This window comes from Nostoc sp. CALU 1950 (genome assembly GCF_051172895.1).
GTDB classification, from domain to species: Bacteria; Cyanobacteriota; Cyanobacteriia; order Cyanobacteriales; family Nostocaceae; genus Nostoc; species Nostoc edaphicum_A.
Window position 1 is genome coordinate 29,912 of record NZ_JBDNJQ010000021.1, and the last position, 23,270, is coordinate 53,181.

Here is a 23,270-nt window from a genome sequence, read left to right on the forward strand (position 1 = left end):
CAGATGCGGTACAAAATTATATCGCAAGGTGTAGGGGCAATACCGAAGCGAGATAAAGGCGCACCGAACCGAGCTTCGCAAAAATTAAATAGGAGTTCCATATTGTAATCAAGCGAGAAGCGCAATATTGAATTCGGGCGATCGTTTATTGAATTCGAGCAGTCGTTTCTTGAATTCGGGCGATCGTTTATTGAATTCGGGCAGTTGTTTATTGAATTCGGATGCTTATCAGTGAATTAACTTAAATGCACCATTAGTAAAACTCAAGCAGAAGCGTTGGCGGACTATTTTAATGTAGATGCCAGTTTATTTACTTAGCTTATCTTTTGTAAAAACAACGCTCTTAAAACCAGTAGATACGCAAATATTTTTCTGTGGGTGGAGAATATTTAGATAGCGATCGCTTGAGTTTTAAAGAAATGTTGCGTAGATGTATAGCAGTTTATGTTAGACATCGCTCGTGTTGAACCAGAAGTCTAATATTTTCAACTATGGGTTAGAAGTCTGATCGCTCCATGTTGAGCCAGAAGGTTAGGTATTTTGGTTGAAGGTGTGATCGCTCGGCGTTGAACCGGAAGCCTAATATTTTTGGACTTTGGGTTAAAAGTGCTTAGACGCGCAGCAGCTTATCGTTATACATCGCTGTGACTTTACCGGAGGCGATCGCGCCAATTTTGGATTTGCCTGGGGAAGGTAAACAAGTAATAGACTAGGTACGTAGAGGCGCGAAATTTTGCGTCTCTGTCATTTTGCGAGATAGTAGGATTGAAGTACGCCAGTTAAAAAGTCCGATTTGCTGATGTAGTAACACCAAGTAATACTAATAACTGAGTGAACAAACAAGTGTTAATACTAAGGAGTAAGCGCTGTGACAGATTTGAGTAACTACAACGCAGAATTAGCTGATGAAGAAGACAATGATGAAGAACAAGAAGAAAAAGTTACATTTCAGTATGATCCTGAGAAAATCAATATTGTTACAAGGGAGCCAACTATTGAGCAATTACTCAGAAGAATTAACGAAGATGCGCTTGATTTAGCACCTGAATTTCAACGACAAGCAAATATATGGACTCTAGAAGCAAAAGGTAAATTAATTGAATCTATTCTAATTAGAATTCCATTGCCTGCTTTTTATATTGATGCTACAAATGAAGATGAATGGGTAGTTGTAGATGGCTTACAAAGATTGTCTGCACTCAAGCATTTTGTTATTGATAAAAGCCTTAAACTAGTTGGATTAGAATACCTGAAAGAGCTTAATAATAAAGACTATGACGAATTAGAGCGCAGATATCAACGTCGGATATTAGAAACTCAAGTTACAGTATATTTAATTGAAAAAGGCACACCTTTGGAAGTTAAGTATAATATCTTCAAACGTATCAATACAGGAGGTGTACGTCTTTCAAATCAGGAACTGCGACATGCTTTAAATCCTGGGCAAGCTACAAAACTTTTGGCTAATCTAGCTTCTTTACCAGAGTTCAAACGTGTTGTTAATCTTAGCCCAGACAAAAAAAAGAGAATGGATGATAGAGAATTTGTACTAGGATTTATTGCTTTTTATTTAATTTCTTATAAAGAGTATAAAGATGAAACTAGAGATTCTTTTTTAAGTAAAGCTTTATCGAAGATAAATAGTCTTTGTCAGGAAGAAATACAAAGCTTAGAAGCAATGTTTAAAAAAGCAATGAGTGCAGCATTTGATATTTTTAATAATAATGCTTTTCGCAAAATTTCTAAGAAAAATAAAAGAAAATTTCCACTGAATAAATCCTTGTTTGAAGTTTGGTCTGTAAATCTTGCAAAGCTCGATATTCAAAATATTGAAATATTAAAAGATAGAAAAAAAGAACTAATAGATACTTTTGTTAAATATGTAGACAACGATACAGAATTTCTAGTATCAATATCTCAAGCAGCAAACAAAATAGAGCATAGATTTGAAACAGTTGAAAAAATTATCCAAGAAGTATTATTATGATTAATTCTCTAAGATTGACCAATTACAAAGCATTTGAAAATCAGTTAATTGAATTTAAGCCACTAACTTTACTTTCTGGTCTAAATAGTACGGGAAAATCTTCTGTACTACAATCACTACTTTTACTGCGCCAATCTTATCAACAAGAATTATTGCCAAATATCGGTTTAGCATTGAATGGTGAATTAGTACGCATTGGTACTGCTCAAGATGCATTTTGTGAAAGAGCTAAAGAGGATTATCTTGGTTTTGAAATTATTTGGAATGAGGGAAAAAAAGGGATTTGGCGTTTTAGCTATGATCCAATTAAGACAGGTGCAGATGTTTTAAATAATTTAGATTCTAAATTACCAATTGAGAATGTCTATAAATTAAGTCCTTTCAATAGAAGATTTCACTATTTACAAGCTGAACGTCTCGGGCCACGAACATCTTATGATATGTCAGATTATCAAGCAAGGCGACTAGGACAGTTAGGTAGTAAAGGTGAATATACTGCACATTTTTTAGCAATTAATCAAGATAAAGATGTTCTTCAAAGTAAACTAAGACATCCGATGGCAAAATCTAACGCCCTTAGTAGCCAGGTTGAAGGATGGATGAGAGAAGTTAGTCCTGGTACAAGGATTAAAATTAACTCAAATTCAGATATCGGTTTGATGAGTTTACAATATTTTTATGGGGATAGTAACCCCTATCGGACTACTAATGTCGGATTTGGAATTAGTTACACATTACCGATTATCGTAGCAGTTTTATCATCTTCTCCGGGTACACTAATTATAATTGAAAATCCAGAGGCACATCTACATCCTAAAGGGCAAGTCAAGATGGGTGAATTATTATCGCTTGCAGCTAGTTGTGGAATTCAAATAGTAATAGAAACTCATAGTGATCATGTTTTAAATGGTATTCGTCTTGCTGTTCATGGGGGAAAAATTAAGCCGTATGATGTTCAGCTACATTATTTTCAGCGACAAGAAAAAGAAGGACAAACTGTTACAGAAGTAGTATCTCCACATATTGATCGCAATGGAAGAATTGATAAATGGCCTGATGGTTTCTTCGATGAATGGGAAAAAAGTTTAGATGTTTTACTTGAGCCTGCGGGAGAGTAAAAGGTGGATTTTGACTTAATATTAAATGAGTTATCTTTGCGAAATCCGGCTCCGAATGAACAAGTAGCACAGCAAAGAATGTCTGAGCTAATTAAGACCATAAAGGCAGTCAAAGCTCAAGGGGTAAAGGTAAGCCTCCGCACTAAAGAAGATTTCCATACAATAATACTTGCACCTAACTATCCTCTTCGTCACTGGCTTAATGACGCGGATCAAGTTGAACGACTTTTTATCAAAACTCTTGCAACTAAAGCACCTTTCTCAACTAATATAGCAAATTCCGAAATCCAAGAGATTGAAAACAATGTTAGCTTGTCTGAATTTCGTCATCAAGGAGAAATAGCTATTGGGCTTGGTATTGCTTATGTACTTAATACAATCACAATTAATACGATTGCAATCAGCTTACTCTCTCAGGAATGCTGGGATTGTAACCATGTAAAACTTGAATTTCGATGTTTGGATGAGTATGGAGAGATAATCAGCGAAATTGTAGAAATTATCCATGCTAGCCGTAGCAGCCATGTACAAGAACACATTAGTCTGATTCAACAACACCAAGAGCGCATTTATCAAAATGTTAGCGATGGGTTAGAAGTTTGGAATCGCAGAGAGGAATTATTTCCTAACCTAGAATTCTGCGATGTTGTTAGAAAGCAGTTAGAAGATATCCGTACTGGACAGTTGGAATTACAGCCTGTTGTAAGCATATTATTTGAGCTTCACAAATGCTGTAAAGACTGGAATAATGGCTATTTCAATCTCGACGGGTATCCTGTTGAAGAATCGGGGGAAAGTAAACCAACGCTTGATAAATATTTTAAAGAAAGAACTTTTCGTTGTCCTGATGGTAAAGATCGCTTATTTGAACGACACGTTAAATTGAGGTTCTGCAACTGGCGAATCCATTTTTTAGCAGAACAACCAGGAATAGTGATTATTGGCTATATTGGTCGCCATCTTCCTACAGTAAAGTATAGAACTTAATAGAAATATTCTGATCCGCCCTTCTCCCTTCTCCACTGCTAAACTAAAAAACAACCCTTACATTCTGCAAAGGTAGTCTTATGACCTCTGCAACCGATCCATCCACCGCTCTCACACCGTTCCCAGACCATACACAGCTACCAGAGTCTGATGGTACTTTCGTGAAAAACTTTCAGGAACATCCCCAAAGCATTCTCCTAACGGACTCGATTAAACCGATATTGCAGAAACGTCATCCTGATGGGCAATACTGTATTGGTCAAGATAGCGGTATCTACTGGCGGATAACTGACCCCCCAGAAAAAGGTGCAGAAGCACCAGACTGGTTTTATGTAGGGAATGTACCCCCTACTTTGAATGGGCAAACGCGCAGGTCTTATGTATTATGGCGAGAGTTTATTGCCCCATTGATTGCATTGGAATTTGTTTCTGGGGATGGTAGTGAGGAGCGAGATAAAACTCCTTGGAAGGGTAAATTTTGGATTTATGAACAGGTGATTCGTCCTCCCTTCTACGGCATTTATGAAGTGAATAAAGCCAGTGTAGAAGTTTATGAATTAATCGGTGGACAATATCAGTTATTAACAGCAAATGAACGCGGACATTATCCTATACATACTTTAGGAGTTGAGTTAGGGATTTGGCAGGGACAATATTATAATATGGAATTACCTTGGCTACGCTGGTGGGATTTGCAAGGTAATTTGTTGTTGACTGGTGAGGAAAGAGCCGATCGCTTGACTGCTCAATTGCGATCGCTCGGCGTTGAACCAGAAGCCTAATATTTTTGGATTGTGGCATACACACAAAAATCACTATATGAGCCACACAATTAATTGCAAGGCTCATATAGCAGAGGTTTTAGTTATTTCATTTTTTCAAAACTACATGGAAGGAATTTAAATACCCAGTAATGGTTTTAGCTAATGTCTTCTGCTGTTTTTTTGTAGTTATTGCCATTACTTGATATAATCTCCCTTCAGCAATATACATTCTACTTTTAGTGATTTTCCCTCCAGAATTGATGTACTCAATTTCTTTGCCAGGATGATTATTGGAACTACGAATGTTTCGTTGACTAATTAAATTACTTTTCGTAGTCTTTAAAGCCATATCCCGTGCATTATTAAGTACAGCTTGGGGGTCAGCCATTTCACCGTAACTATAAGGAAAATCATTGTAAGCAACTATGTATGCTACTTGCTGTTTTGGTGGTTCAGCAACAAATATTTCTAAGTTAATTTCCCCCATATAAGTTTTTTGGGATTGGGTATTTCTGTTGGGGCTTCCCGGCATCAAAATACTAAAGCGTCCATCTGGAGGGGTGTATAACTTCCATTGTGGCTGCACGGGTTTAGTGATGGTTGGTTTGACAGCAGCCACCGGGGGTTTGGGTTGACGCGCTTCCACGAGAATAGAACCACCACAGACAAAGGTGGCGGCGATTAATGGCAACAGACTTTTAATTGTCATATTTTTTGCCTTTTGAGATGCTGATCTCACTGATGATGCCAGCTGTTATAACCTAGCAGCACATAAAGCAGCACCTATTAGCCCCACTTGCGGATTGAGGATAATATACACGGGTATCTCTTCAAGGAGGCGGCGCATCCTGCCTTTTTGGGTGAAGTTTAATAAGAAACCACTGTTTTCAATTAACGGTAGGATTTTGGGTGCAATTCCACCAGCGATGTATAAGCCACCATAAGGTAGGAGTTTCAGGGCAAGGTTGCCGGCTTCTGCACCATAAGCGTCTATAAATAATTGCAAGGTTTGTTCACAGAGGCGATCGCGTTTTTGTAGTGCAGCCGTACCAATAGCAGCACCAGGATCGACACTTTTCTCTTCTTGTCCCGCTTCTTGTTCCCAAGTTCTCACGACTTGGGCAATATCTGGAGATTCGGCGGCAAATTTGCGATCGCGCAAAAATTGGTAAATTGCCACAATTCCCATTCCAGAAACCACGCGTTCCACAGAAATGCGCTGGATATCATGTTTATCCAGTAGGTATTTTAACAGTTGAAACTCAATCTCGTTACGAGGGGCGAAGTCAGCGTGTCCACCTTCTGAGGGAAAGACTTGATAGTAGTTTCCCTGTCTAATTAAAAATCCTTGTCCTAAGCCAGTACCAGCACCAATAATTGCAATGGGGGTTTCGGGTTGAGATTTGCCAACTTGCAACGTCAGTAAGTCTTGTTTTTGTAAACCTAAAATGCCATAGCCAACGGCAGCGAAGTCGTTAATTAAAGAAATTTGCGGGATACCCAATTCTTGTTGTAGACGTTCGGTATCCAGGAACCAGACTAAATTGGTTAGTTTGGCAGTATTTTTGACAATAGGCCCTGCGATCGCAAAACAAGCCTTTTCTGGTATGGGTGTATTAGCTTTGACCAAAAACTGCTGCACTATAGGCACTAAATCGGGAAAATCAGCACTGTGGTAACTTTCCTGATAAATAGTATGTAAAGCTGGTGAATCTGATGTTTCAACCAATCGCAAAATAGTTTTCGTACCGCCGATGTCTCCTGCTAGTAACAATGTCATAGAAATTATTCGCGAATTAATTACTTTATTTGTAGGATATATCCAACCTAGCAGAAGCTATGAACACAAATCCCTATCAGAGGTTTAAGCAAATCGAATCACTTCTTCTATGTGGGTTAAATGGGAAGTATCTCCCGTGAGTTCTAATAACCATTCTGGTTCCTGGCGTACCACTTTTACCAAGGAACATAGAGAAGCTTTAACTTCTGTTTTGGCAATTTCCCCCACTAGTCCCATTGCTCCGCCCAACACAGATGCGCCATGTGCCACCAGCAGGATATCCTGTGGGAAGAACTCAGTAGCTAAACATCTGGCAGTTTGCCCAGAACGTTCTCGCACTTTTTCGTGAGTTTCAGGATATTTGGCGGCGATGCGCGAAGTATAGCTGGTGTCAATTCTGGGGAATAATTTTGCTAACGCTGGAGTTGAGAGTTTTTCGGGTTCTTCTGTCATCCAAACTGGGTTTAGCCATTCACTCAAACCTGTTTCGAGTTTGATCGGCAAATTGAGCAATTCTGCAACTGCGTTTGCCGTTTGTACGGTTCGCAAAAAAGGAGAAGCGAAAATATGACCAATATTTTCTTGTTTCAATCGTTTAGCTAATTGCTGTGCCTGTACCATACCATCATCAGACAATGGCGGATCATAGCGTCGTTCAGCGGTGAGAAACCAATCGGGGTTTACGAAATCGAGGCGGTTAGCGTGTCTTGCTATCCAGACTATTTGACTCATAGGTTTAATTATTCCGGTGAATAGAATTCGCCGCTAAACAAATATATAGATATCTGCAAGGAGGGCTGCAAATATTAATATATGACAAAAATCGTAATAATATTTAATAATATTAATGATTAGGAAAAGTTATAAATGCTGTCAATGTAGTTTTTATTAAAGCCTTTTCAGCCATTCTTCTAAAGCAATATCAACTAAAATCTCTAAAGAGTTAGTTTCACTCAGAATAAGTTTTTCGTATTTTTCATAACAGATGCGTGGTCGCTCATTTAGTGATTCACCCTCTACACATCTTTTTATTGTTTCTATAAAAGACGGGTATTCATATAAGTTACTCACTCTATTTTTATTACTGATAAAGGATCGAGGGTAATTAATTATTCTAGAAAAAGTAGCCAAATTTTTATCACTACAAATATGCATTCTGAGAGTGGTTTGTCTATAATATGGGTCTGGTTCAGGTAATCTTAGAAATAGATTAGGTCTACCTTGAAAACCATAAATAGTGCTACCAAAGTAAAACTCAGCACAGAGCTTATTTTTTCCTTTACCATATTCAATAGAATTAGGTTTAACAATTTCTTGGATGCGTTTGTCAAACCCAAGAATTTTTTTACGAATTCTGAGTACAGCCTCTCGCTCATTTTCACTAGAATTGTCACATTTAGCTAGTCGGTTAATAATTGCTCTAGGAGGAGCAGGTATATCTTCATTAACATCTCTTTCTTGATAAGGAATTTCTACTTTTGATAAGTTGCCATTATCTAAGTCTTTTAGTTCTAAATAGAAGTTTTGACTTGCTACCAATATTTGAAAATAGAGAAATTGAATAGACAAATGGCTGTACTTTCTATCTGTAAAGTTATCTCGATGAAAATTAGGCTTAATTGCTATCAAGCTAATAGGTTGTCCATAGTCTACCTCTTCCTGGAAGGGTTTATTCTCAAGTAAAGCTTCATAATACCGAGTTAGTTGCTGAACAATATATCTGTCTTCACCATTTTTCAATTCCAATACTACTAACTGTTTCTTCTCACCCAACGCTAAAATATCGCAAATTTGACCTTTAACATAATATTGTCGCTTTAGCGGAATTAATCCGAAAAGTTCCTTTAAATTAACCCAGACAAAATCTTCTAAATCAGCCTCAGTCGCAAATTTCCAACTATTACCCGTTTTTATTAAATTCACAAAATCCATTATCTGGCTCTAACTTGAGTAAATTACTACCTTTAGTATTCCCAAAGCTAGAGAAGAATTTATACAATTGTTTACAACTTCAACCATCCAAATAGTTGTCCTACGGTTAATTGAAAACCGTTAACTAAATCGGGAATTGGTAATATTTCTTGTTCTTCTTGTAAAAGTTCTGGTTGCTGCTTTGGTGGATAAACTAAAACAGAATGTTCATCTGGATCAATCAGCCAACCGAAGCGACTACCATGTTTTAAACAATGTAGAATATTTCCGGTTACTTTAGTCTGGCTTTGATCAGGCGAAAGAATCTCAATTGTCCAGTCTGGATATGTCTTAAAGACATTTGCCACTTCTCCACGCTCGTCTAATAAAATCCGTTCCCAAGCAAACACAGCTATATCAGGGACAATTGAACGTCCGCCAAAAGTACATCGCAATTCTGGAAATACAAGGGCAATTCTTTGAGGTTTGGTTACAGAATTGATATTACTGACTAGTTCACCCTGAAGAATACTACGTTTTCCCTGTGGCATTGGCTTTTGAATAATTTCACCGTTGATGTATTCTAAGCTAGGCTTTGTTTCTGGTAGTTTTAAAAACTCTTCCAAAGTTAGAGGCTTAGTTGATGATTTTACCATCTGCTTGTACTTCCTAAGTTTTCATATACAACAATAAATCATATATCGTTTAAAATTTTAACTGGATAAGCACGAATTGCATCATCGACAGCATTTTATTCCATCGACACTAATCCAGTTCATAAGAAATTTATTGGATTATTACTATACTATAATCATCACCCTAAATAAGCTTTTTTAACTCGCTCATCACTAATCAATTCTGATGCTGCACCTGTTAAGGTAATAGAACCAGCTTCTAAAACATAACCGCGATCGGCAATTTGTAGTGCAAGATTAGCGTTTTGCTCAACTAACAAAATAGTCACCCCTGTAGCCCGGAGATTTTCAATAATTGAGAAGATTTCCCGGACGATCGCAGGTGCTAAACCTAAGCTAGGCTCGTCTAAAAGTAAGAGTTGTGGTTTACTCATGACAGCCCGTGCGATCGCTAACATTTGTTGTTCGCCACCGCTAAGGGTTCCTGCTAGTTGATTGCGTCTTTGGAATAAGCGGGGAAATAGCTCAAATTGGCGCTGAATATCTGCTTTTATCTCAGCTTGATTGGAGCGAATATAAGCACCCAAAAGTAAGTTATCAAATACTGTTTGCCGCGTTAATACTCTGCGCCCTTCAGGACAATGGGCGATACCAAGTTGTACAACTTCGTGAGTTTGGCGGCGGGTAATATTATGTCCATTATAAATAATTACGCCACTCTTAGGATTAACTACTTTAGATATAGCGCGGAGTGTAGTAGTTTTACCAGCACCATTAGCACCAATTAAAGTAACTACTTCGCCTTTTTGAATAATTAAATTAATCTTTTTCAGAGCTTGGATGCCGCCATAATTAACATCAAGTTCTTGAACTTCTAAAATTGTATAGTTTGGTCTACTATCGGATTTCATCGGCGGTTTACATCCAGAAATGTTGATTCAAAACCTAACATACATCAATCCTACATTTCTTAAAACAGTGCGTAGGCTTACCCCATCGTAGACATTGCGTCAACTTAAAAACCAACGCCAGAATACTGCAATCTTTATGATGTACGATTAATGACTGATAAAGATATCAAGCGTCCTGTGGCAAAAGCAGCAGATATTGGTAGCAAACGACTAATTAATTTAGCTCCTGATGCATGGGTACAGTGGGTAACACAGCGTCCTGAAGTTGTGGCGAAAGAAATTCTCGGTTCTGAGTTTCAGTGGATTAGCCGGGAAACAGATGTTTTGGTGAAGGCATACAGTCCCACTCATGGAGATTTTTTAGTATTAAATGAACTACAGTTGCGTTACACGGCACAGATGCCTCTACGGATGAGAGCATATACTGCCTTGGCACAAGAACGCTATCGACTGCCAACTTACCCAGTATTGGTTAACATCTTACCGCCCCCATCCACCTTAACGATTGTCAGTAGTTACGAGCAGGAATTTTTGGGATTACGTGCCATCCAAGATTATCGCGTGATTAATTTGTGGGAAATCGATGCTGAAATAGTGTTTCAGCAACCACTACCATCGTTGTTACCCTTTGTGCCAATCCTGCGAGGAGGGGGAGAGGTATCAGTTGTGCAACGCGCATTGCAGGCGCTACGAGCAGATGTGCAGTTGAACCAGTTAGAATCATTGCTGGCATTTTTTGCTAGCTTTGTGTTAGACACGCCTTTAGTGCAACAAATCATGAGGTGGGATATGGCAGTATTGCGAGAATCGCCTTGGTATCAGGAAATTGAGCAAAGAGGTATTCAGCAGGGTGCGCGACGGCAGCTAATCCGGGTATTGGAACAACGCTTTGGCGAAATTCCTCATGAAGTGGAAGTAAGGTTTGAGGGTGAAAGTGTGGAAAAATTAGAAACTTTAATGGATAGCGCGATCGCTGTGAGTTCTTTAGACGAATTCGTGCAAATTTTGTTTACATAAATTCAATCATTTCCCAAATAAGCCTCAATTACAGCCGGGTTATTTCTGACTACAGATGGTTCACCCAAGGCAATTAATTGACCAAAATCTAATACAGCAATGCGATCGCACAAACCCATAACTAAGGGTACATGGTGTTCTATAAGGATAATCGTCAAATTGAAGCGATCGCGCAGGCTACGGATAAATTCGCTCAATTGCTGCTTTTCGTTGGGGTTCATCCCCGCCGCCGGTTCATCGAGAAGTAAAATTTGTGGTTGTAATGCTAAAGCACGGGCAATTTCCAGCCGCCGCTGATCACCGTAAGCAAAGTTTTTGGCTTTTTCGTCAGCGCGATCGCTTAATCCCACCAAATCTAATAAATCTAAAGCTTTCTGCTTAGTCTTCAATTCTTCACGAGGCGCTGGTGGTAATCCCAAAACACCTGTAATCATATTACTTTTGGTGTGTAAATGTCGGGCGATTATCACATTTTCTAACGCCGATAATTCCCCGAACAAGCGGATATTTTGGAAGGTACGGGCGATACCTAAAGCAGCAATTTGATGGGGACGCAGTTGAGAAACTTCTGCACCTTGATAAATTAATTTACCGCTAGAAGGGGGAATGAAGGCAGTAATCAAATTAAACAGTGTTGTTTTGCCAGCACCATTAGGGCCAATCAGTCCAAAAATCTCATGTTTATTTACACTAAAAGATACATTATTTACCGCCATTAGACCACCAAAGCGGCGAGTCAATGCTCTTGCTTCTAAGACAATACTGCTGTTAGCTTCTGAAATACTGTATGACATTTTTGCATATTTATTATATGAATAGTTCACTTTTGGCTTTTACGTCTTTGAAAAATATCTGGAGTAATTAGCCCTTGGGGGAAAAATATTGTACCTATTACTATTAGTAAGCCAAAAATAATTAATCTCCCATCTCGTAAAAATTGTGCTAGCCAAGTAGGCAAACCACCAGTATCAGCGAGACTTCGCAGAATTTCTGGTAAGGCTGTAAATACCATACCTCCGACTACCGGCCCTAAAAAACTTCTCGAACCACCAATTAAAACAAAAGTTAAATATATAATACTGGCATCAAAAGTACCTTGACGAGCATTCCAGGTATTAAGGAAGTGGGCGCTAATTGCACCTACAATGCCTGCAAGCATAGCCCCTAATGTAAACGCTAAAACTTTGTAATAAGTGGGATTAATTCCCATTGCACCCGCAGCTAATTCATCTTCACGGATAGCTATAAAAGCCCTTCCTACACGAATGCGTTCTAAACGATAAAGCAACACCATACTAATTAATAGTAATGGCAAAGCAATCCATAAATATTCAAGTTGTGTTTGGAAAGGTTGAGGAATGCCAAAAATTCCGACAGCACCGCCCGTAATATCTAAATTGAGAGAGATGACACGCAGAACTTCCACAAAAGCGATAGTTGCGATCGCTAAATAAATTCCTCGCAATCTCAATGCTGGAATTCCCACCATTACGCCCAATAATCCAGAAATTACACCAGCAATTAACATCTCCAATAACAATAAGGGAATTGGAAATAAACTACTGCTAGATGTAAAAACTTTTGTGGATAAAATTGCTGCAATATATCCACCTAAAGCATAAAATCCTGGACTAGCTAAAGACAATTGTCCTGTCATTAGCGGTAAGTAAAGCGATAACCCTAGTAACGCCCCCAACACCATAGAGACAATCAAAGAAGCGTAAGTAGCGAAGAAATCAGCCATTTTATTTAATATATTTTGATTAAACTTAATCAAACTATCGCTTTTATCAACTCTTAAGTTGTTAGTATTTGCTCTGCTGTCAGCGCCAGTTCAGGAAAAGTTCGCGATTCAATTCGTTCTGAACCTCTAAAGTGTGTGCATTGGTATTTACCCTCATCATCTAATAGAAAAACAAACACAGCCGGAACTTTTGGATTTCCTAAATACTCTCTTAGCCCAATTGCTAAATAATCTACAATCCAATATTCTGTAATACCTAAGCGTTGATATTCATCTAATTTATCAATATAGTCATCTTCCCAATTAGTTGATGTCACTTCTACAGCTAATTGGATAGGTTCTTCAAGTGCAGCATAAGCAGAACGATTTGAGCGCCATTTATCTTTATCTATGACACTTACATCAGGCTTGCGCCCTTGTTCTATACCATTAGCAGTTATAGTTTTAAATACTGCTGTGTTTTTTACTACGTAATTAAGATTTAGACGTTTAATTTCATCTTTGAAAGAGTCAGCCGTAAAGTCAGCGACATCATCATGATTTCTGGTTGCACGCACTTCTACAATTTCTCCATCTACAAGTTCATATAAACCTTCCTCTGGACACTGTTCTAAAAATTGGTCAAAAGTTAATTTTTGTTTGGTGTATGTTTTCATGGCGCTACGTCTCTTTAAACTTTCTGAATAAATCGCCGTCCTAGCAAACCTTGGGGTCTAACTAATAGCATGATAAACAAAATCCCAAAGGCTACTGCGTCTTTATAACCAGAGAATTCAGCAGGGACAAACGCCTCCACTAATCCAATTACTAAGCCTCCCACCACAGCACCGGGAATACTACCTAAACCACCTAAAACAATTACCGCTAAACCCCGTAAACCAAAAGCAATGCCGAAATATGGCCCTGCAATACTAACACTAGAGGCGACTAAAGTTCCTGCTAATCCTGCTAAAAAACTGCTGATGAAGAATGTTAGGATGATAAAGCGATCGCTATTAATTCCTAACAAACTAGCTGTAGTTGGATCTTCTGCGATCGCTTGCATTGCCTTACCATATTTAGTCCGATTGATAAAATAGGTAAGAATTGCCACAATCACCACTGATACACTAAAAATTACCACCTGAACACTGCGAATCGGAATTGGGTTTTCTGGACTACCAAAGTTAATCGCAGGTGGCAAATTACCGTAAGTATTTGCGGGGTATGTGTAACTTTCTGCACCTACTAAATACTGGATTAAATTCACAATTACCACTGCTACCCCCAAACTGGAAACAACAGTTAGCAAAGGATCAGATCCTTGACGGCGCAAAGGTTGAAAAGCAACCCGTTCCATCACTACCCCCACCAATCCCGCCAAGGTACTTCCTAATATCAAGGCTATAGCAAATGGTAATTGTATTGGTAGGGCTGCATTAGCTAACAAGCCATTAAATCCAAAACTACCACCCATGAGTGCATAAGTGAAATATGCACCCAATGTAAAAATCGCGCCATGAGCTAAATTAATGATGCCCAAAATGGAATAAACCAAGGTATATCCTAAGGCAAAAATTGCATAGACGCTGCCAATGGATAACCCATTTAATAATTGCTGCAAAAACAGATTGATATTCATGTAGCAACTATTTTAGAAATGTGAATTTACCTTGGCTTCCGTCTTTTTCCATCTTTATTTGGGCTACATAGAAATCTTTTTGCACAATTTCACCTATGGGAGTAAAACCAATTTCACCTAATGGTGTATTGTATATTCCGCTAAGTATCTGTTTGTTTAACTCTGTCCGCAATTCTGGTAGCTGTAATTTGTTAACTTTGCTCTTTTTATCTAAAGCTTGAAGTGCTTCGACATAAACCTGCACTGCTGCAAAAGCTTGGGCACTAAATTGGGGTGGCTCTTTTTTGTATTCGTCAGTATAAGCTTTACGAAATGCCGCGTTAACTTCACCTGGATGTTCTGGACTGTAGGCCTGAGCAATCAAAACGCCATCACAAAGTGCCTTACAAACTGACAATATATTCGAGGTATTTAAACCATTTCCACCGACAATTAAGCCTTTGTAACCTAGTTCCCGCAATTGTCGGACTAAATTACCACCATCAGCAGCCAGACCAGAAATAATGATCAAATCTGGTTTGAGATTAATTGCATTGGTAGCTTGACTTTGAAAATCTGTATCGCTGGTTTGGAACTTTTGTACTGTTACCAATTCCAGCCCTTGATCCTTAACTGTTTGTTGAAAAATTTCCGTTTCTGACTTGCTAAATGCATCATTTTGAGCATAGAAAACTGCAACCTTTTTAACTTGGGGATTTTGCTTAAGTGCCGCTTTCACCGAATTAGGCGCGACAACGGAGACTGGTGCAGAAACACGAGCAATGTAATCACCAATTTCAGGAATGTTTTTAGCAGTATTTGATGGCCCAATAACTGGTACTTTTGCACGCTCGGCAATAGGGCCAGCACTAAAAGCTTGCTGTGACAAAGTTGGGCCCACAATTCCAATAACTTTATCTTTGTTAATTAGAGTTTGAAAAGCGTTAATTGTCCCTGCTTCATCACCACTAGTATCTTGAAATACCAATTTAATTGGTGTGCCATTAACACCACCTTTACTATTAAAATACTTCTCGGCAAGTTTGGCTCCAGCAACTTGCTCTTGACCTAGTAATGCCACGTTGCTTGTTTGGGCAACAGCAATACCGATAGGAATCGCACCCGACAATGTACCCGTTGTCGCTGCGGTATCGGTTGCAGTGTTATTTGTGGTAGCATTTGGAGAATTTGTCACAGCCACAGGGTCACCGCCGCCACCACAGCCTGCTAATAGCAAAGCACAAGTTGATAATAATGCTGTTGTTCGAGCGATCGCGTTGTTCATCGTTAAATAATCATGTAGTTATTAGATATTCGGCAAAAGCCAATACTAAAGTTGATAATCTGCAAACAAAATGACGCAGATTTCCACTTTTGCACGAATTATATTAAATCATTCTTATTTGAACATGCAAAGACAAATATTCAAAGTGTTTGTAAATACAAATTATTATAAATAGTGATTATCTTATCATTCTCCAGTTACATTTGAGAATGTGCTATGAAGTTACTTTATCAGTTCAGTTGAGTACTAGGGCGAACGCATCTAAATATTAAAGATCGATAATCAAGGTGGAATTCCCCAACACTAAGTAAGTGGGCATAAATAATTAAAGGTTTGTAGTGGGGACTTTAGTCCTCTCTTAATGGCTAAAGCCCTTACTACGAGCTAATTCAATTGAATTTTACATTACTTAATATAGCTTGATTTATTCTTGCCTACTTACTTACACCACACAGGACTTTCAGAGAATTAGGTATGAAACTCAATAAGAATGATAATCGTTGTAGCGACGTGAGTTTGTGGCAGCCGTCGGCTGCCAAGCAATACGGGTTCGTTTTTGTATCCGCTTTTTCGGTCAAAATTCATGCTGAATTCTGACGACTGACGCCTCTATTATGTTCGATAATCGAAGCCAAAGTCTAAAACTTTGATTTCATCAAGACTTAAAGCTTTATTTTCTAATAGAAACTAAAATTTATAGACAAAAACTGGAAAACAAAGCTTCGCAACTCTTTCGGTTATTGAATTCTCTCAAAGGGAGAAAGCAGGGCTAAGTCTAAATATTCAAGCGACCTGTAGTAAATATTAGATACGTTTGCCCTGCTACGGATAGAGAGATCGCTGCTACTGTTTTTGATTCCTTTTGATAGGCGCAGAAACTGGCCTCGTTCTTAATTGGAGTAGGTGCTGAGTCAGGTCGGATTGAGTCAGCAAATGTAATATGGCTGGAGTACAACAAGGACAAAACAATGGTTCAAGGGGAAGCATGACTATTACTGTCTTAGATTTGTATATTGAGTTAGGCATTCATGGTGTATGTACTAACGACACCAGTATATGTGACGAACTAATTCAAGGGACTCTTATCAATCTTCTCGTTTTTCATGATGAGTTTAAAAGCTAAAATCCCACTAATCAACTGACTCCCAAATAGCAAAAGCTATTGTCATCAGAGAAAATCTCCCTTTTATAAAGGACAAGCACCTTTAAGCTAATCGTCATTCATTTTTTCAGAGTGATTCGCTTATAGTAAGCGGCTCTATCCCTACTTTTATGCAACTTAAATGCCGATTAGCTTACTAGGGTATGCTCGCACTGGGATTGCACCACAAACATTAGAAAAACTCACTCCCGGTGCTATCGTTGGTACCACAAGGGCTATTACAGGTGTTCTGGGTACTATTCAATTCAGAGGTAGTAGTTGCACCAACTGCCATTACTTGAGACCATTCACTGACGCGGTTGTTATCTAAAACGGCTCGCACTCGATAACCAAGCTGAATTTTATGCATTAGCAAGATCAAATCACGGTTGAGTAATCCTTGTGATTTTTGGTTTTCATTAGATGCAGCTTGTATACGAAAGCAGCGATCGCTTTGACGTTTCAACTTTGGAGATTTCCCTTCCACAAGCACCGTTTGTAATTCGTACTCTTTAGCTTCAGGATATGGTTCCCAGCAAAGTTGCCAGTAAGTTGACCAGCGAATTAAGTCTGATGGTAATTCCTCGACTTCATCCGACAACGTAGAGACAAGTCCGGTGACTGAAGGTTGTACAACTTGAGGCTGATTTGAGGTGATTTCAGCAGCTATAGATGAACTGTCATCAACACCTAGTATCATTCCGAATATCAAAGTGAACAGCACAATCAATCGTAGGCATTGTAATTGCACCGACAATATTTTCCGATTCATCATGATGCAAAAGTCAGTTGCTTACCACTCCACAGGTAAAATCAGGTTGCCGTTGTCTGCATAGATTGTTCGAGAACGGATATGTGTTCTGGGAGCTACTGTAGAGTTGAAGACTGCGCTTCTTTGCCCAATTGCTGATCTGTTGCCAATGCTGGCGCGGAATATAACAGAGTTCGGTCCTAGCCCTACAGCATCACCTATGCTAGTTTCAGGGCCATTAGCAACACCATTGACAACCTGCCTACCACCATGAACTAGAGTGCGAGGCCCATAACCAACTCCATTACCAAGAGTCAAACTAGTGGTTTCTAAAGCGTGAAAGACAACATCGTTTGCCATCCCAGCAATTGACCCAACATTAAAAGGTTCACCTTCATCAGCACGTAGCGAAATTCTATTAGCTAGTTTGTGGTTGAGTGATGCTAAAGAATCTTGGAAAGTAAGATTACCGATAATGCGGTTACGATAGTTTGGATCACTAGTTGGAGTTCCACCTATCTGCGGTAGACCTCCAGAATTAAAGAAGGTGACGGGAGCATAATTAATTCCTGTTACGTTTGTCAAGTCTGCCCTAGCTAAATCTGTGTAACCTTTGGCAAATGCTTCATTGACTTCAATAATGCCTTCCATTAATGCAACGTCTGCTTGTGTCAGGTTGACTACTTTCCCTAAACTGCCGCTAGTAGCTTGTAGATTATTTGTGACGTTTTTACCAGGCAGGACAACTTTACCAGCGGGTAAGGTAACACCAGGGCCAACTCGCGCCAGAAAGTTGACTACTGTGTTTCTTTGTATGGTTGCACCGTCTATTTCACAATTGAAGGCGAGAAAAGTCTCTGGAACAGTGTTGCTAAACTGAGTATTGGTAACTGTATCGGTAAAAGGCCCTGTAGAACCTTGAGTACCAATTTTAGCTGCACCTTTGATAATGGCCATGTGTGCCATAATGACACGCTCGCCAATCTGCACTCCCGTTCCTGAAGCTGTGATTTTCACTTGGTCTTGGGCATTAGAATCTGCTGCAATACTAATTGGAGCATTAGTAGCATCTAACTGGGCAAATGGAGCGACGTAGACTTTTTCGCCCAAGGTAATATTTGTGGGATTGATAATTGTTGCTGTTGGGTCAACAAAACTAGCTGACTCGGAAGGTGCGGTACTTGGGCATATAGGTAGGTTTCCCACAGTTGGATTACACGTTCCTCCAGCAGCTAATGCGGGTTGTATGTATATCTGTGTGCTGATGGCAAACGCTAGGATAATTGCATTTAAAGCACTAAAAATTGTGCGAGGTTTGAACATAAAAAACTCCTCACGGTGTTTGGAATATTTGGCTATGGGATAATCTGCGTTAAGGAATGAGAGATTTATTCAGGCGATGTCTGGCAATAAGACGCAGAGCGTCTACGCAGGCTGAAAATTAGCAAAAAATCAGACTGCAAAAGCCTCTATATCGACTATTTTTCTGTTGAGATATCAGACGATGAATTAACCGCCCCAAAAACCTGCTAAGTTGTAGACTATTTGCAAAATAGATGATAACAACAAGCCTAAAGGCGACACTGAAATTGTCGTTGTTGCTCCAGCAACCGCATCATTGTAGACAGTCTCCCAAGCATCTGGCCCGGTAGTGGAACTACCATAAACTTTTGTACTCACAGCTAACGTTAAGCTAAGTACACTCAAACCAGCTAGTATTACGCGACGTTTCAACATTATTCCTTGTTACCTAATAGTTCGCCAAGTTTATTGGGTAAGGTAAACCGAAAAGGTACAGGACATGCTTAAACTTTTCGGTTTATCTTACTTAATAACTTTCAAGTTTAATCAAGTAGAAAATGCTACATCCAGCAATTAACAATCTATTGTAATCCTATTTGCTGTTTAACACTAGAGTTTTAGGTATTGAAAAAATTTATGGAAATAATAAAAATATTATTAAATTTATAATTGAAACCTGTGTTCACAAAACAATAATTTAATTAAAAAAGTAATCTATCTTAAGGAATAAAAAGGAGTCAGAATTCAGAATTCAGAATACTCTACCCATAAAGGGATAGAGTTTTAAGGCGAGAATATTTTAATTTTTTTCGCCCACCTCTTACGTGGTTTTAACCAATATTCGTCACCCACTCGTACAGAATTCATACCTGTTTTCTGACTCCTGAGTTCTGAATTCTTCTTATAAAATTAGATTAATTCTGTTAGTAAAAGATAATCAATATAGGTAAAAAATAATTTAAATTCTATCTTTGGGGGGATAAATATTTAAGCTGTATAGTAAACAAGAGTTTGGAGAAGAGAATAGACATCGATATGGTAATCTCATTTGATTTCAAAACTAAGACATTACCATACATCTGAATATTTAATTTCCTGAAAGCCTTATCTGATTAGGGTTTTGCTAAATTCCACTTCTGATTCAGTCTCGTCAATATTTAGATGCGTTTGCCCTGAGTTGAGTACTGAGCAAGGACTCTTAAGCTCTTTTTTCACTATCAGCTAATCCTTTGGGTTCGTAGTGACGACAACCATTACAGGGGCCTTCGGGGTTGACAGCACAACGCATATAGCCAGATCGGGCATTAAATTTACAGCTGATATCGCCAATCAGATAACCTACTCCTTCTAAATAATAGCGATCGCCTTCAACAGGTCTAACATTTTGCCGTCCCTGCACTGCTGGGAAATTCATGGCTGCTTGTCTGAGCCGTAGGCGCGATCGCGCATGGGTTTTGCGGATCACCCACAGGGAAATCAGGGACGGTAAAAAACCAACGGCAATCACTAAAAGTGTCTTTAACACCTTCTTTTTACCTCTTCTGTGCGCTGATTGATTGTCCCTGATGTTACACTCTGGTTTTACGGAAGTGCAAATCTTAGGGCAGTTTTGCCTCTTTGCAACCAAATATGGTTGCAATTAGCAATGGCAGTATAGTAGGCAATTTTGAGAAAGAAGTTCCTTCTGCCACTTCAATCAGCATAACTGTTACAACCTCAAGGGTGAAATGCCGTTGAATGTTGATAATTTTAAGATTTGTTGACTAATACCTTTTGAACAAGCGTTTTGTGTGATTTCCACTCTTGTTTTTTCTGTGTCGCTGCGATGCTAATCTTTTTTTGGTTTGCTGACGAAGTTGCTGTGCTAGCAGTGCGGCTTCTCTTTCGGCTCGGAATAAATCAACTCTTCGCGTTGTCAGAATAAAAGATTTGTCAGGCTTTCGTTTCACCCAAGGGACGCTAACTGCGAAATACTGACAAATATTTTTCCACGGCTCCTTCTTCAAGAATGGGGAACCTTTTTGAGTATTCAGTGTATTAGCGATCGCTTTCAACTCCAATATCGCTGCTTCTAACTCTCCTGCCATTTGATTGATGCGTTCGACTTGTGTGATTAAACGCTCCTGTTCACTGATGATTTTTTCCTCTTGGAGTCGCAGTGGCACTATAGCAGTAGTTACAGATGTAGGCTGCAACAGCGAAACTTTCAGCAAAATGGGCTTTTTGTCCGTATCTTGGATTTTTTTCATACTACCTCAAGCAAGGCTAGCTGACTTGTAAGGCATTTTAGCAGCAATTTAGTACATTTGTACTAAGTAAAAATATATTTACCTTGAACATCAGTGGCCGCAAGGTGCTGTATCCTCTGAAATGCCTTTAATCACATTACTTATGAGATTGAGAAAATACGAAATAGCTGATACGGAAGAAATGATGAAATTGTTCTACGACACTGTTCATGAAGTAAATATTCACGATTACACAGCAGAACAAGTAGATGCTTGGGCACCAGCAAAGATGGATATTGAAGTTTGGATTAAAAGTTTAGAAAGTAAGTTTACTTATGTAGCAGAAGAAGATGGCAAAATTATTGGTTTTGGAGAATTAGAGACTAATGGTCATATTGACCGTTTTTATTGTCATAAAGATTTTCAAAGGAAAGGTGTTGGTAAGAAAATCTTAGAACAGATTGAATTAAAAGCGAAGTCTTTAGGGGTTGAAAAGTTATTTACAGAAGTCAGTATTACAGCTAAACCTTTTTTTGAAAGGCAAGGATTTATTGTTATAAAAAAGCAAGAGGTAGAGCGTAGAGGACAAAAGTTTATAAACTTTGTCATGGAAAAGCATATCAAAGCAGGATAATAATCTGTTGAATGCTAGCGAAACAATCAATCTTAAACTTAAGACTATAGCGGTTCCCAATTGCATGGAATACAGACCTAACCCCCAGCCCCTTCCCTTCAAGGGAAGGGGAGTAAGACTCAAAGCCTCTCTCCTCGTAGGAGAGAGGTTTGAAGAGAGGTCAAAAGTGTACTGCACCCAAGTGAGAACCGCTATAGTTACAGCACAATCCCAACAAGGTGCAAGCACTACGCATCACGATGCTAGATACTAAGAAACTATACTCAAACCCCAAAGATTGAGCAGCTTTTACTTTTATCGGAATGTAATTAAAATCTTTTTTTATCTATTTATTCACATCCAGTAGACGCGAAGTTTCTAACCGACTCATCCACTTCTCTAAATAAACTCGATTACCTTTTGCTTCATCTGGATCTTTAGTATCCAAAGGATAAGGCATTAGCCCCAAAATCGTTGCTGTGGTCACACAAAACATCGATTTTTGGAAACTTATGCAAATTTGGACTAGCAAATCATCTTCACCTCGAAGACTGCGACGATAAATTTCGTGCAAATACTCTGGAAGATAATGACGCATATCTTGCATCAACAAGGTGGGAGGAATACCCGCGCCGCCTATGGGCAAAGGATCAGCATATAATGCGCCATATTGAAATCGACTTTGATCTGGAGGAATTTGATATCCTTGGGCATTGTATGAAACTGTGCCGTGGAAAGGAGTTCCTCGGAAGAATACTGCTTCTACATAAGGTATTGCTGTATCTGCTAAGAAGGTCAAACCAACACTTTTGGGAATGATTTCATAGACTTCATCCCGAATTTTGACGGCGTAGGTAATTGGGTTTGATGCATTTGCCACTAACCCCGCTTTAATGTGTTCTACAACTTCGGAAATCGATTTGATTTTGCCTTGGTCGTAAAGGTCTGATAAGCTAAGAAAGATATCAGCCATTACTCGCCAGAATTGACCTAAACCTGTGTAGTAAGCAGAGACGCGTAAATGTTCTGTTAAGAAATCTGGAAATAGTTGGTTTATACCCGGAATGAAGGGATTATTTTTAAATTTTGCGGCGATAACAGCTTGCGCTCTTTCTTTAAATTCATTTGTATCTAGATACGTATCTAGTCCACCGCCACCGTGCCACATCATGCCTTTCATGCAATACTCGGCATATTCAAAGTTAATTCGATCATGCCACCAGTGACGGAGTAATTTCTGAAAAGAAACCTCTCCATTAAAGTATTTAAAAAATGGAAAAAATATTAAAAACTGATGCTCGGCAATATAGTTAAGATTTTTTGAGTAGGCATCTAAAACTACGCCATAGCTTTTAAGAATACCAACAACTTCCAGCACATTTTCGGGACTGTCAGGGAGTAATGCTTCTCCTTTTTGCAGACGTTCAATATACTCAGCTAAGGGATTGTGAGGAACTTTCTTTTTAGTAATTACCATTGCTATCTATCCAAAAAGT

The 23,270-nt window shown here is 38.9% G+C and carries 23 protein-coding genes; 6 read left to right on the forward strand and 17 right to left on the reverse strand.

Annotated features, from left to right (window positions below; all coding sequences use genetic code 11):
* Positions 1–868: 868 nt before the first annotated feature.
* The 4 genes from ABF638_RS08760 to ABF638_RS08775 all read left to right on the forward strand — a co-directional run bounded on the left by ABF638_RS08760 (position 869) and on the right by ABF638_RS08775 (position 4,874).
* Entirely contained in the window at positions 869–1,987 is a 1,119-nt protein-coding gene (locus ABF638_RS08760) for a DUF262 domain-containing protein (protein WP_435022020.1), read from the forward strand.
* Positions 1,984–3,105 (forward strand): AAA family ATPase, encoded by a 1,122-nt coding sequence (locus tag ABF638_RS08765; protein WP_435022022.1) that lies wholly within the window; start codon positions 1,984–1,986, stop codon positions 3,103–3,105. Before ABF638_RS08760 ends, ABF638_RS08765 begins: the two co-directional genes overlap by 4 nt.
* 3 nt (positions 3,106–3,108) lie before the next feature.
* Positions 3,109–4,092 carry a hypothetical protein gene (locus ABF638_RS08770; protein ID WP_435022024.1) on the forward strand — a complete coding sequence of 328 codons (984 nt, stop codon included), beginning with the start codon at positions 3,109–3,111 and terminating at the stop codon, positions 4,090–4,092.
* Between the two features lie 80 nt (positions 4,093–4,172).
* Positions 4,173–4,874, forward strand: a complete 702-nt coding sequence (locus ABF638_RS08775) for a Uma2 family endonuclease (RefSeq protein ID WP_435022026.1) — start codon at positions 4,173–4,175, stop codon at positions 4,872–4,874.
* A gap of 88 nt (positions 4,875–4,962) precedes the next feature.
* Here the strand turns inward: ABF638_RS08775 and ABF638_RS08780 are convergent, their stop codons facing one another.
* From ABF638_RS08780 to ABF638_RS08805, 6 genes are all read right to left on the reverse strand, one after another.
* Complete coding sequence (locus tag ABF638_RS08780; protein ID WP_435022028.1) at positions 4,963–5,565, reverse strand: hypothetical protein; 603 nt, start codon at positions 5,563–5,565, stop codon at positions 4,963–4,965.
* A gap of 45 nt (positions 5,566–5,610) precedes the next feature.
* Positions 5,611–6,636 (reverse strand): glucokinase, encoded by a 1,026-nt coding sequence (locus ABF638_RS08785; RefSeq protein ID WP_435022030.1) that lies wholly within the window; start codon positions 6,634–6,636, stop codon positions 5,611–5,613.
* 84 nt (positions 6,637–6,720) lie between these two features.
* Complete coding sequence (locus ABF638_RS08790; RefSeq protein ID WP_435022032.1) at positions 6,721–7,368, reverse strand: histidine phosphatase family protein; 648 nt, start codon at positions 7,366–7,368, stop codon at positions 6,721–6,723.
* 156 nt (positions 7,369–7,524) lie between these two features.
* Positions 7,525–8,568, reverse strand: coding sequence for an endonuclease NucS domain-containing protein (locus ABF638_RS08795; RefSeq protein ID WP_435022034.1), 1,044 nt, complete (start codon positions 8,566–8,568; stop codon positions 7,525–7,527).
* Between the two features lie 71 nt (positions 8,569–8,639).
* Positions 8,640–9,203 (reverse strand): Uma2 family endonuclease, encoded by a 564-nt coding sequence (locus ABF638_RS08800; protein WP_435022036.1) that lies wholly within the window; start codon positions 9,201–9,203, stop codon positions 8,640–8,642.
* 158 nt (positions 9,204–9,361) lie between these two features.
* Complete coding sequence (locus ABF638_RS08805; RefSeq protein ID WP_435022038.1) at positions 9,362–10,093, reverse strand: ABC transporter ATP-binding protein; 732 nt, start codon at positions 10,091–10,093, stop codon at positions 9,362–9,364.
* A 177-nt stretch (positions 10,094–10,270) separates the two neighbouring features.
* Here ABF638_RS08805 and ABF638_RS08810 point away from each other — a divergent pair, with 177 nt between their 5' ends.
* Positions 10,271–11,110, forward strand: coding sequence for an Rpn family recombination-promoting nuclease/putative transposase (locus tag ABF638_RS08810; protein ID WP_435022080.1), 840 nt, complete (start codon positions 10,271–10,273; stop codon positions 11,108–11,110).
* Between the two features lie 2 nt (positions 11,111–11,112).
* Here the strand turns inward: ABF638_RS08810 and ABF638_RS08815 are convergent, their stop codons facing one another.
* The 10 genes from ABF638_RS08815 to ABF638_RS08860 all read right to left on the reverse strand — a co-directional run bounded on the left by ABF638_RS08815 (position 11,113) and on the right by ABF638_RS08860 (position 21,182).
* Entirely contained in the window at positions 11,113–11,904 is a 792-nt protein-coding gene (locus ABF638_RS08815) for an ABC transporter ATP-binding protein (RefSeq protein ID WP_435022040.1), read from the reverse strand.
* A gap of 26 nt (positions 11,905–11,930) precedes the next feature.
* Positions 11,931–12,854, reverse strand: coding sequence for a branched-chain amino acid ABC transporter permease (locus tag ABF638_RS08820; RefSeq protein ID WP_181932220.1), 924 nt, complete (start codon positions 12,852–12,854; stop codon positions 11,931–11,933).
* A 53-nt stretch (positions 12,855–12,907) separates the two neighbouring features.
* Positions 12,908–13,510 carry a Uma2 family endonuclease gene (locus tag ABF638_RS08825; protein WP_435022043.1) on the reverse strand — a complete coding sequence of 201 codons (603 nt, stop codon included), beginning with the start codon at positions 13,508–13,510 and terminating at the stop codon, positions 12,908–12,910.
* 14 nt (positions 13,511–13,524) lie between these two features.
* Positions 13,525–14,475, reverse strand: a complete 951-nt coding sequence (locus tag ABF638_RS08830) for a branched-chain amino acid ABC transporter permease (protein ID WP_181932218.1) — start codon at positions 14,473–14,475, stop codon at positions 13,525–13,527.
* Between the two features lie 7 nt (positions 14,476–14,482).
* A complete protein-coding gene (locus tag ABF638_RS08835; RefSeq protein WP_435022045.1) occupies positions 14,483–15,739 on the reverse strand; it encodes an ABC transporter substrate-binding protein in 1,257 nt (418 codons plus the stop codon).
* Between the two features lie 1,334 nt (positions 15,740–17,073).
* Complete coding sequence (locus tag ABF638_RS08840) at positions 17,074–17,655, reverse strand: hypothetical protein (RefSeq protein ID WP_435022047.1); 582 nt, start codon at positions 17,653–17,655, stop codon at positions 17,074–17,076.
* An 18-nt stretch (positions 17,656–17,673) separates the two neighbouring features.
* Positions 17,674–18,954 carry an acetyltransferase gene (locus tag ABF638_RS08845; protein ID WP_435022049.1) on the reverse strand — a complete coding sequence of 427 codons (1,281 nt, stop codon included), beginning with the start codon at positions 18,952–18,954 and terminating at the stop codon, positions 17,674–17,676.
* A 186-nt stretch (positions 18,955–19,140) separates the two neighbouring features.
* Positions 19,141–19,368: a hypothetical protein gene (locus ABF638_RS08850; protein WP_435022051.1), complete on the reverse strand. Its 228-nt coding sequence runs from the start codon at positions 19,366–19,368 to the stop codon at positions 19,141–19,143.
* Between the two features lie 763 nt (positions 19,369–20,131).
* Positions 20,132–20,458 (reverse strand): DUF6464 family protein, encoded by a 327-nt coding sequence (locus tag ABF638_RS08855; RefSeq protein ID WP_435022053.1) that lies wholly within the window; start codon positions 20,456–20,458, stop codon positions 20,132–20,134.
* Between the two features lie 238 nt (positions 20,459–20,696).
* Entirely contained in the window at positions 20,697–21,182 is a 486-nt protein-coding gene (locus tag ABF638_RS08860; RefSeq protein ID WP_435022055.1) for a hypothetical protein, read from the reverse strand.
* Positions 21,183–21,324: 142 nt separating this feature from the next.
* On the opposite strand from ABF638_RS08860, the gene ABF638_RS08865 reads away from it, so the two are divergent.
* Positions 21,325–21,795 carry a GNAT family N-acetyltransferase gene (locus ABF638_RS08865; protein WP_435022082.1) on the forward strand — a complete coding sequence of 157 codons (471 nt, stop codon included), beginning with the start codon at positions 21,325–21,327 and terminating at the stop codon, positions 21,793–21,795.
* A 325-nt stretch (positions 21,796–22,120) separates the two neighbouring features.
* Here ABF638_RS08865 and ABF638_RS08870 read toward each other — a convergent pair whose 3' ends face one another.
* Positions 22,121–23,251 carry a CO2 hydration protein gene (locus ABF638_RS08870; protein WP_435022057.1) on the reverse strand — a complete coding sequence of 377 codons (1,131 nt, stop codon included), beginning with the start codon at positions 23,249–23,251 and terminating at the stop codon, positions 22,121–22,123.
* Positions 23,252–23,270: the final 19 nt, after the last annotated feature.

Coding starts and splice junctions, on each gene's coding strand:
- ABF638_RS08795 (WP_435022034.1), bottom strand. CDS start 8,568: ATGGATTTTGTGAATTTAATAAAAACGGGTAATAGTTGGAAATTTGCG.
- ABF638_RS08820 (WP_181932220.1), bottom strand. CDS start 12,854: ATGGCTGATTTCTTCGCTACTTACGCTTCTTTGATTGTCTCTATGGTG.
- ABF638_RS08800 (WP_435022036.1), bottom strand. CDS start 9,203: ATGGTAAAATCATCAACTAAGCCTCTAACTTTGGAAGAGTTTTTAAAA.
- ABF638_RS08785 (WP_435022030.1), bottom strand. CDS start 6,636: ATGACATTGTTACTAGCAGGAGACATCGGCGGTACGAAAACTATTTTG.
- ABF638_RS08860 (WP_435022055.1), bottom strand. CDS start 21,182: ATGAAAAAAATCCAAGATACGGACAAAAAGCCCATTTTGCTGAAAGTT.
- ABF638_RS08840 (WP_435022047.1), bottom strand. CDS start 17,655: ATGATGAATCGGAAAATATTGTCGGTGCAATTACAATGCCTACGATTG.
- ABF638_RS08870 (WP_435022057.1), bottom strand. CDS start 23,251: ATGGTAATTACTAAAAAGAAAGTTCCTCACAATCCCTTAGCTGAGTAT.
- ABF638_RS08835 (WP_435022045.1), bottom strand. CDS start 15,739: ATGAACAACGCGATCGCTCGAACAACAGCATTATTATCAACTTGTGCT.
- ABF638_RS08780 (WP_435022028.1), bottom strand. CDS start 5,565: ATGACAATTAAAAGTCTGTTGCCATTAATCGCCGCCACCTTTGTCTGT.
- ABF638_RS08850 (WP_435022051.1), bottom strand. CDS start 19,368: ATGTTGAAACGTCGCGTAATACTAGCTGGTTTGAGTGTACTTAGCTTA.
- ABF638_RS08825 (WP_435022043.1), bottom strand. CDS start 13,510: ATGAAAACATACACCAAACAAAAATTAACTTTTGACCAATTTTTAGAA.
- ABF638_RS08805 (WP_435022038.1), bottom strand. CDS start 10,093: ATGAAATCCGATAGTAGACCAAACTATACAATTTTAGAAGTTCAAGAA.
- ABF638_RS08830 (WP_181932218.1), bottom strand. CDS start 14,475: ATGAATATCAATCTGTTTTTGCAGCAATTATTAAATGGGTTATCCATT.
- ABF638_RS08865 (WP_435022082.1), top strand. CDS start 21,325: ATGAGATTGAGAAAATACGAAATAGCTGATACGGAAGAAATGATGAAA.
- ABF638_RS08815 (WP_435022040.1), bottom strand. CDS start 11,904: ATGTCATACAGTATTTCAGAAGCTAACAGCAGTATTGTCTTAGAAGCA.
- ABF638_RS08790 (WP_435022032.1), bottom strand. CDS start 7,368: ATGAGTCAAATAGTCTGGATAGCAAGACACGCTAACCGCCTCGATTTC.
- ABF638_RS08845 (WP_435022049.1), bottom strand. CDS start 18,954: ATGTTCAAACCTCGCACAATTTTTAGTGCTTTAAATGCAATTATCCTA.
- ABF638_RS08765 (WP_435022022.1), top strand. CDS start 1,984: ATGATTAATTCTCTAAGATTGACCAATTACAAAGCATTTGAAAATCAG.
- ABF638_RS08775 (WP_435022026.1), top strand. CDS start 4,173: ATGACCTCTGCAACCGATCCATCCACCGCTCTCACACCGTTCCCAGAC.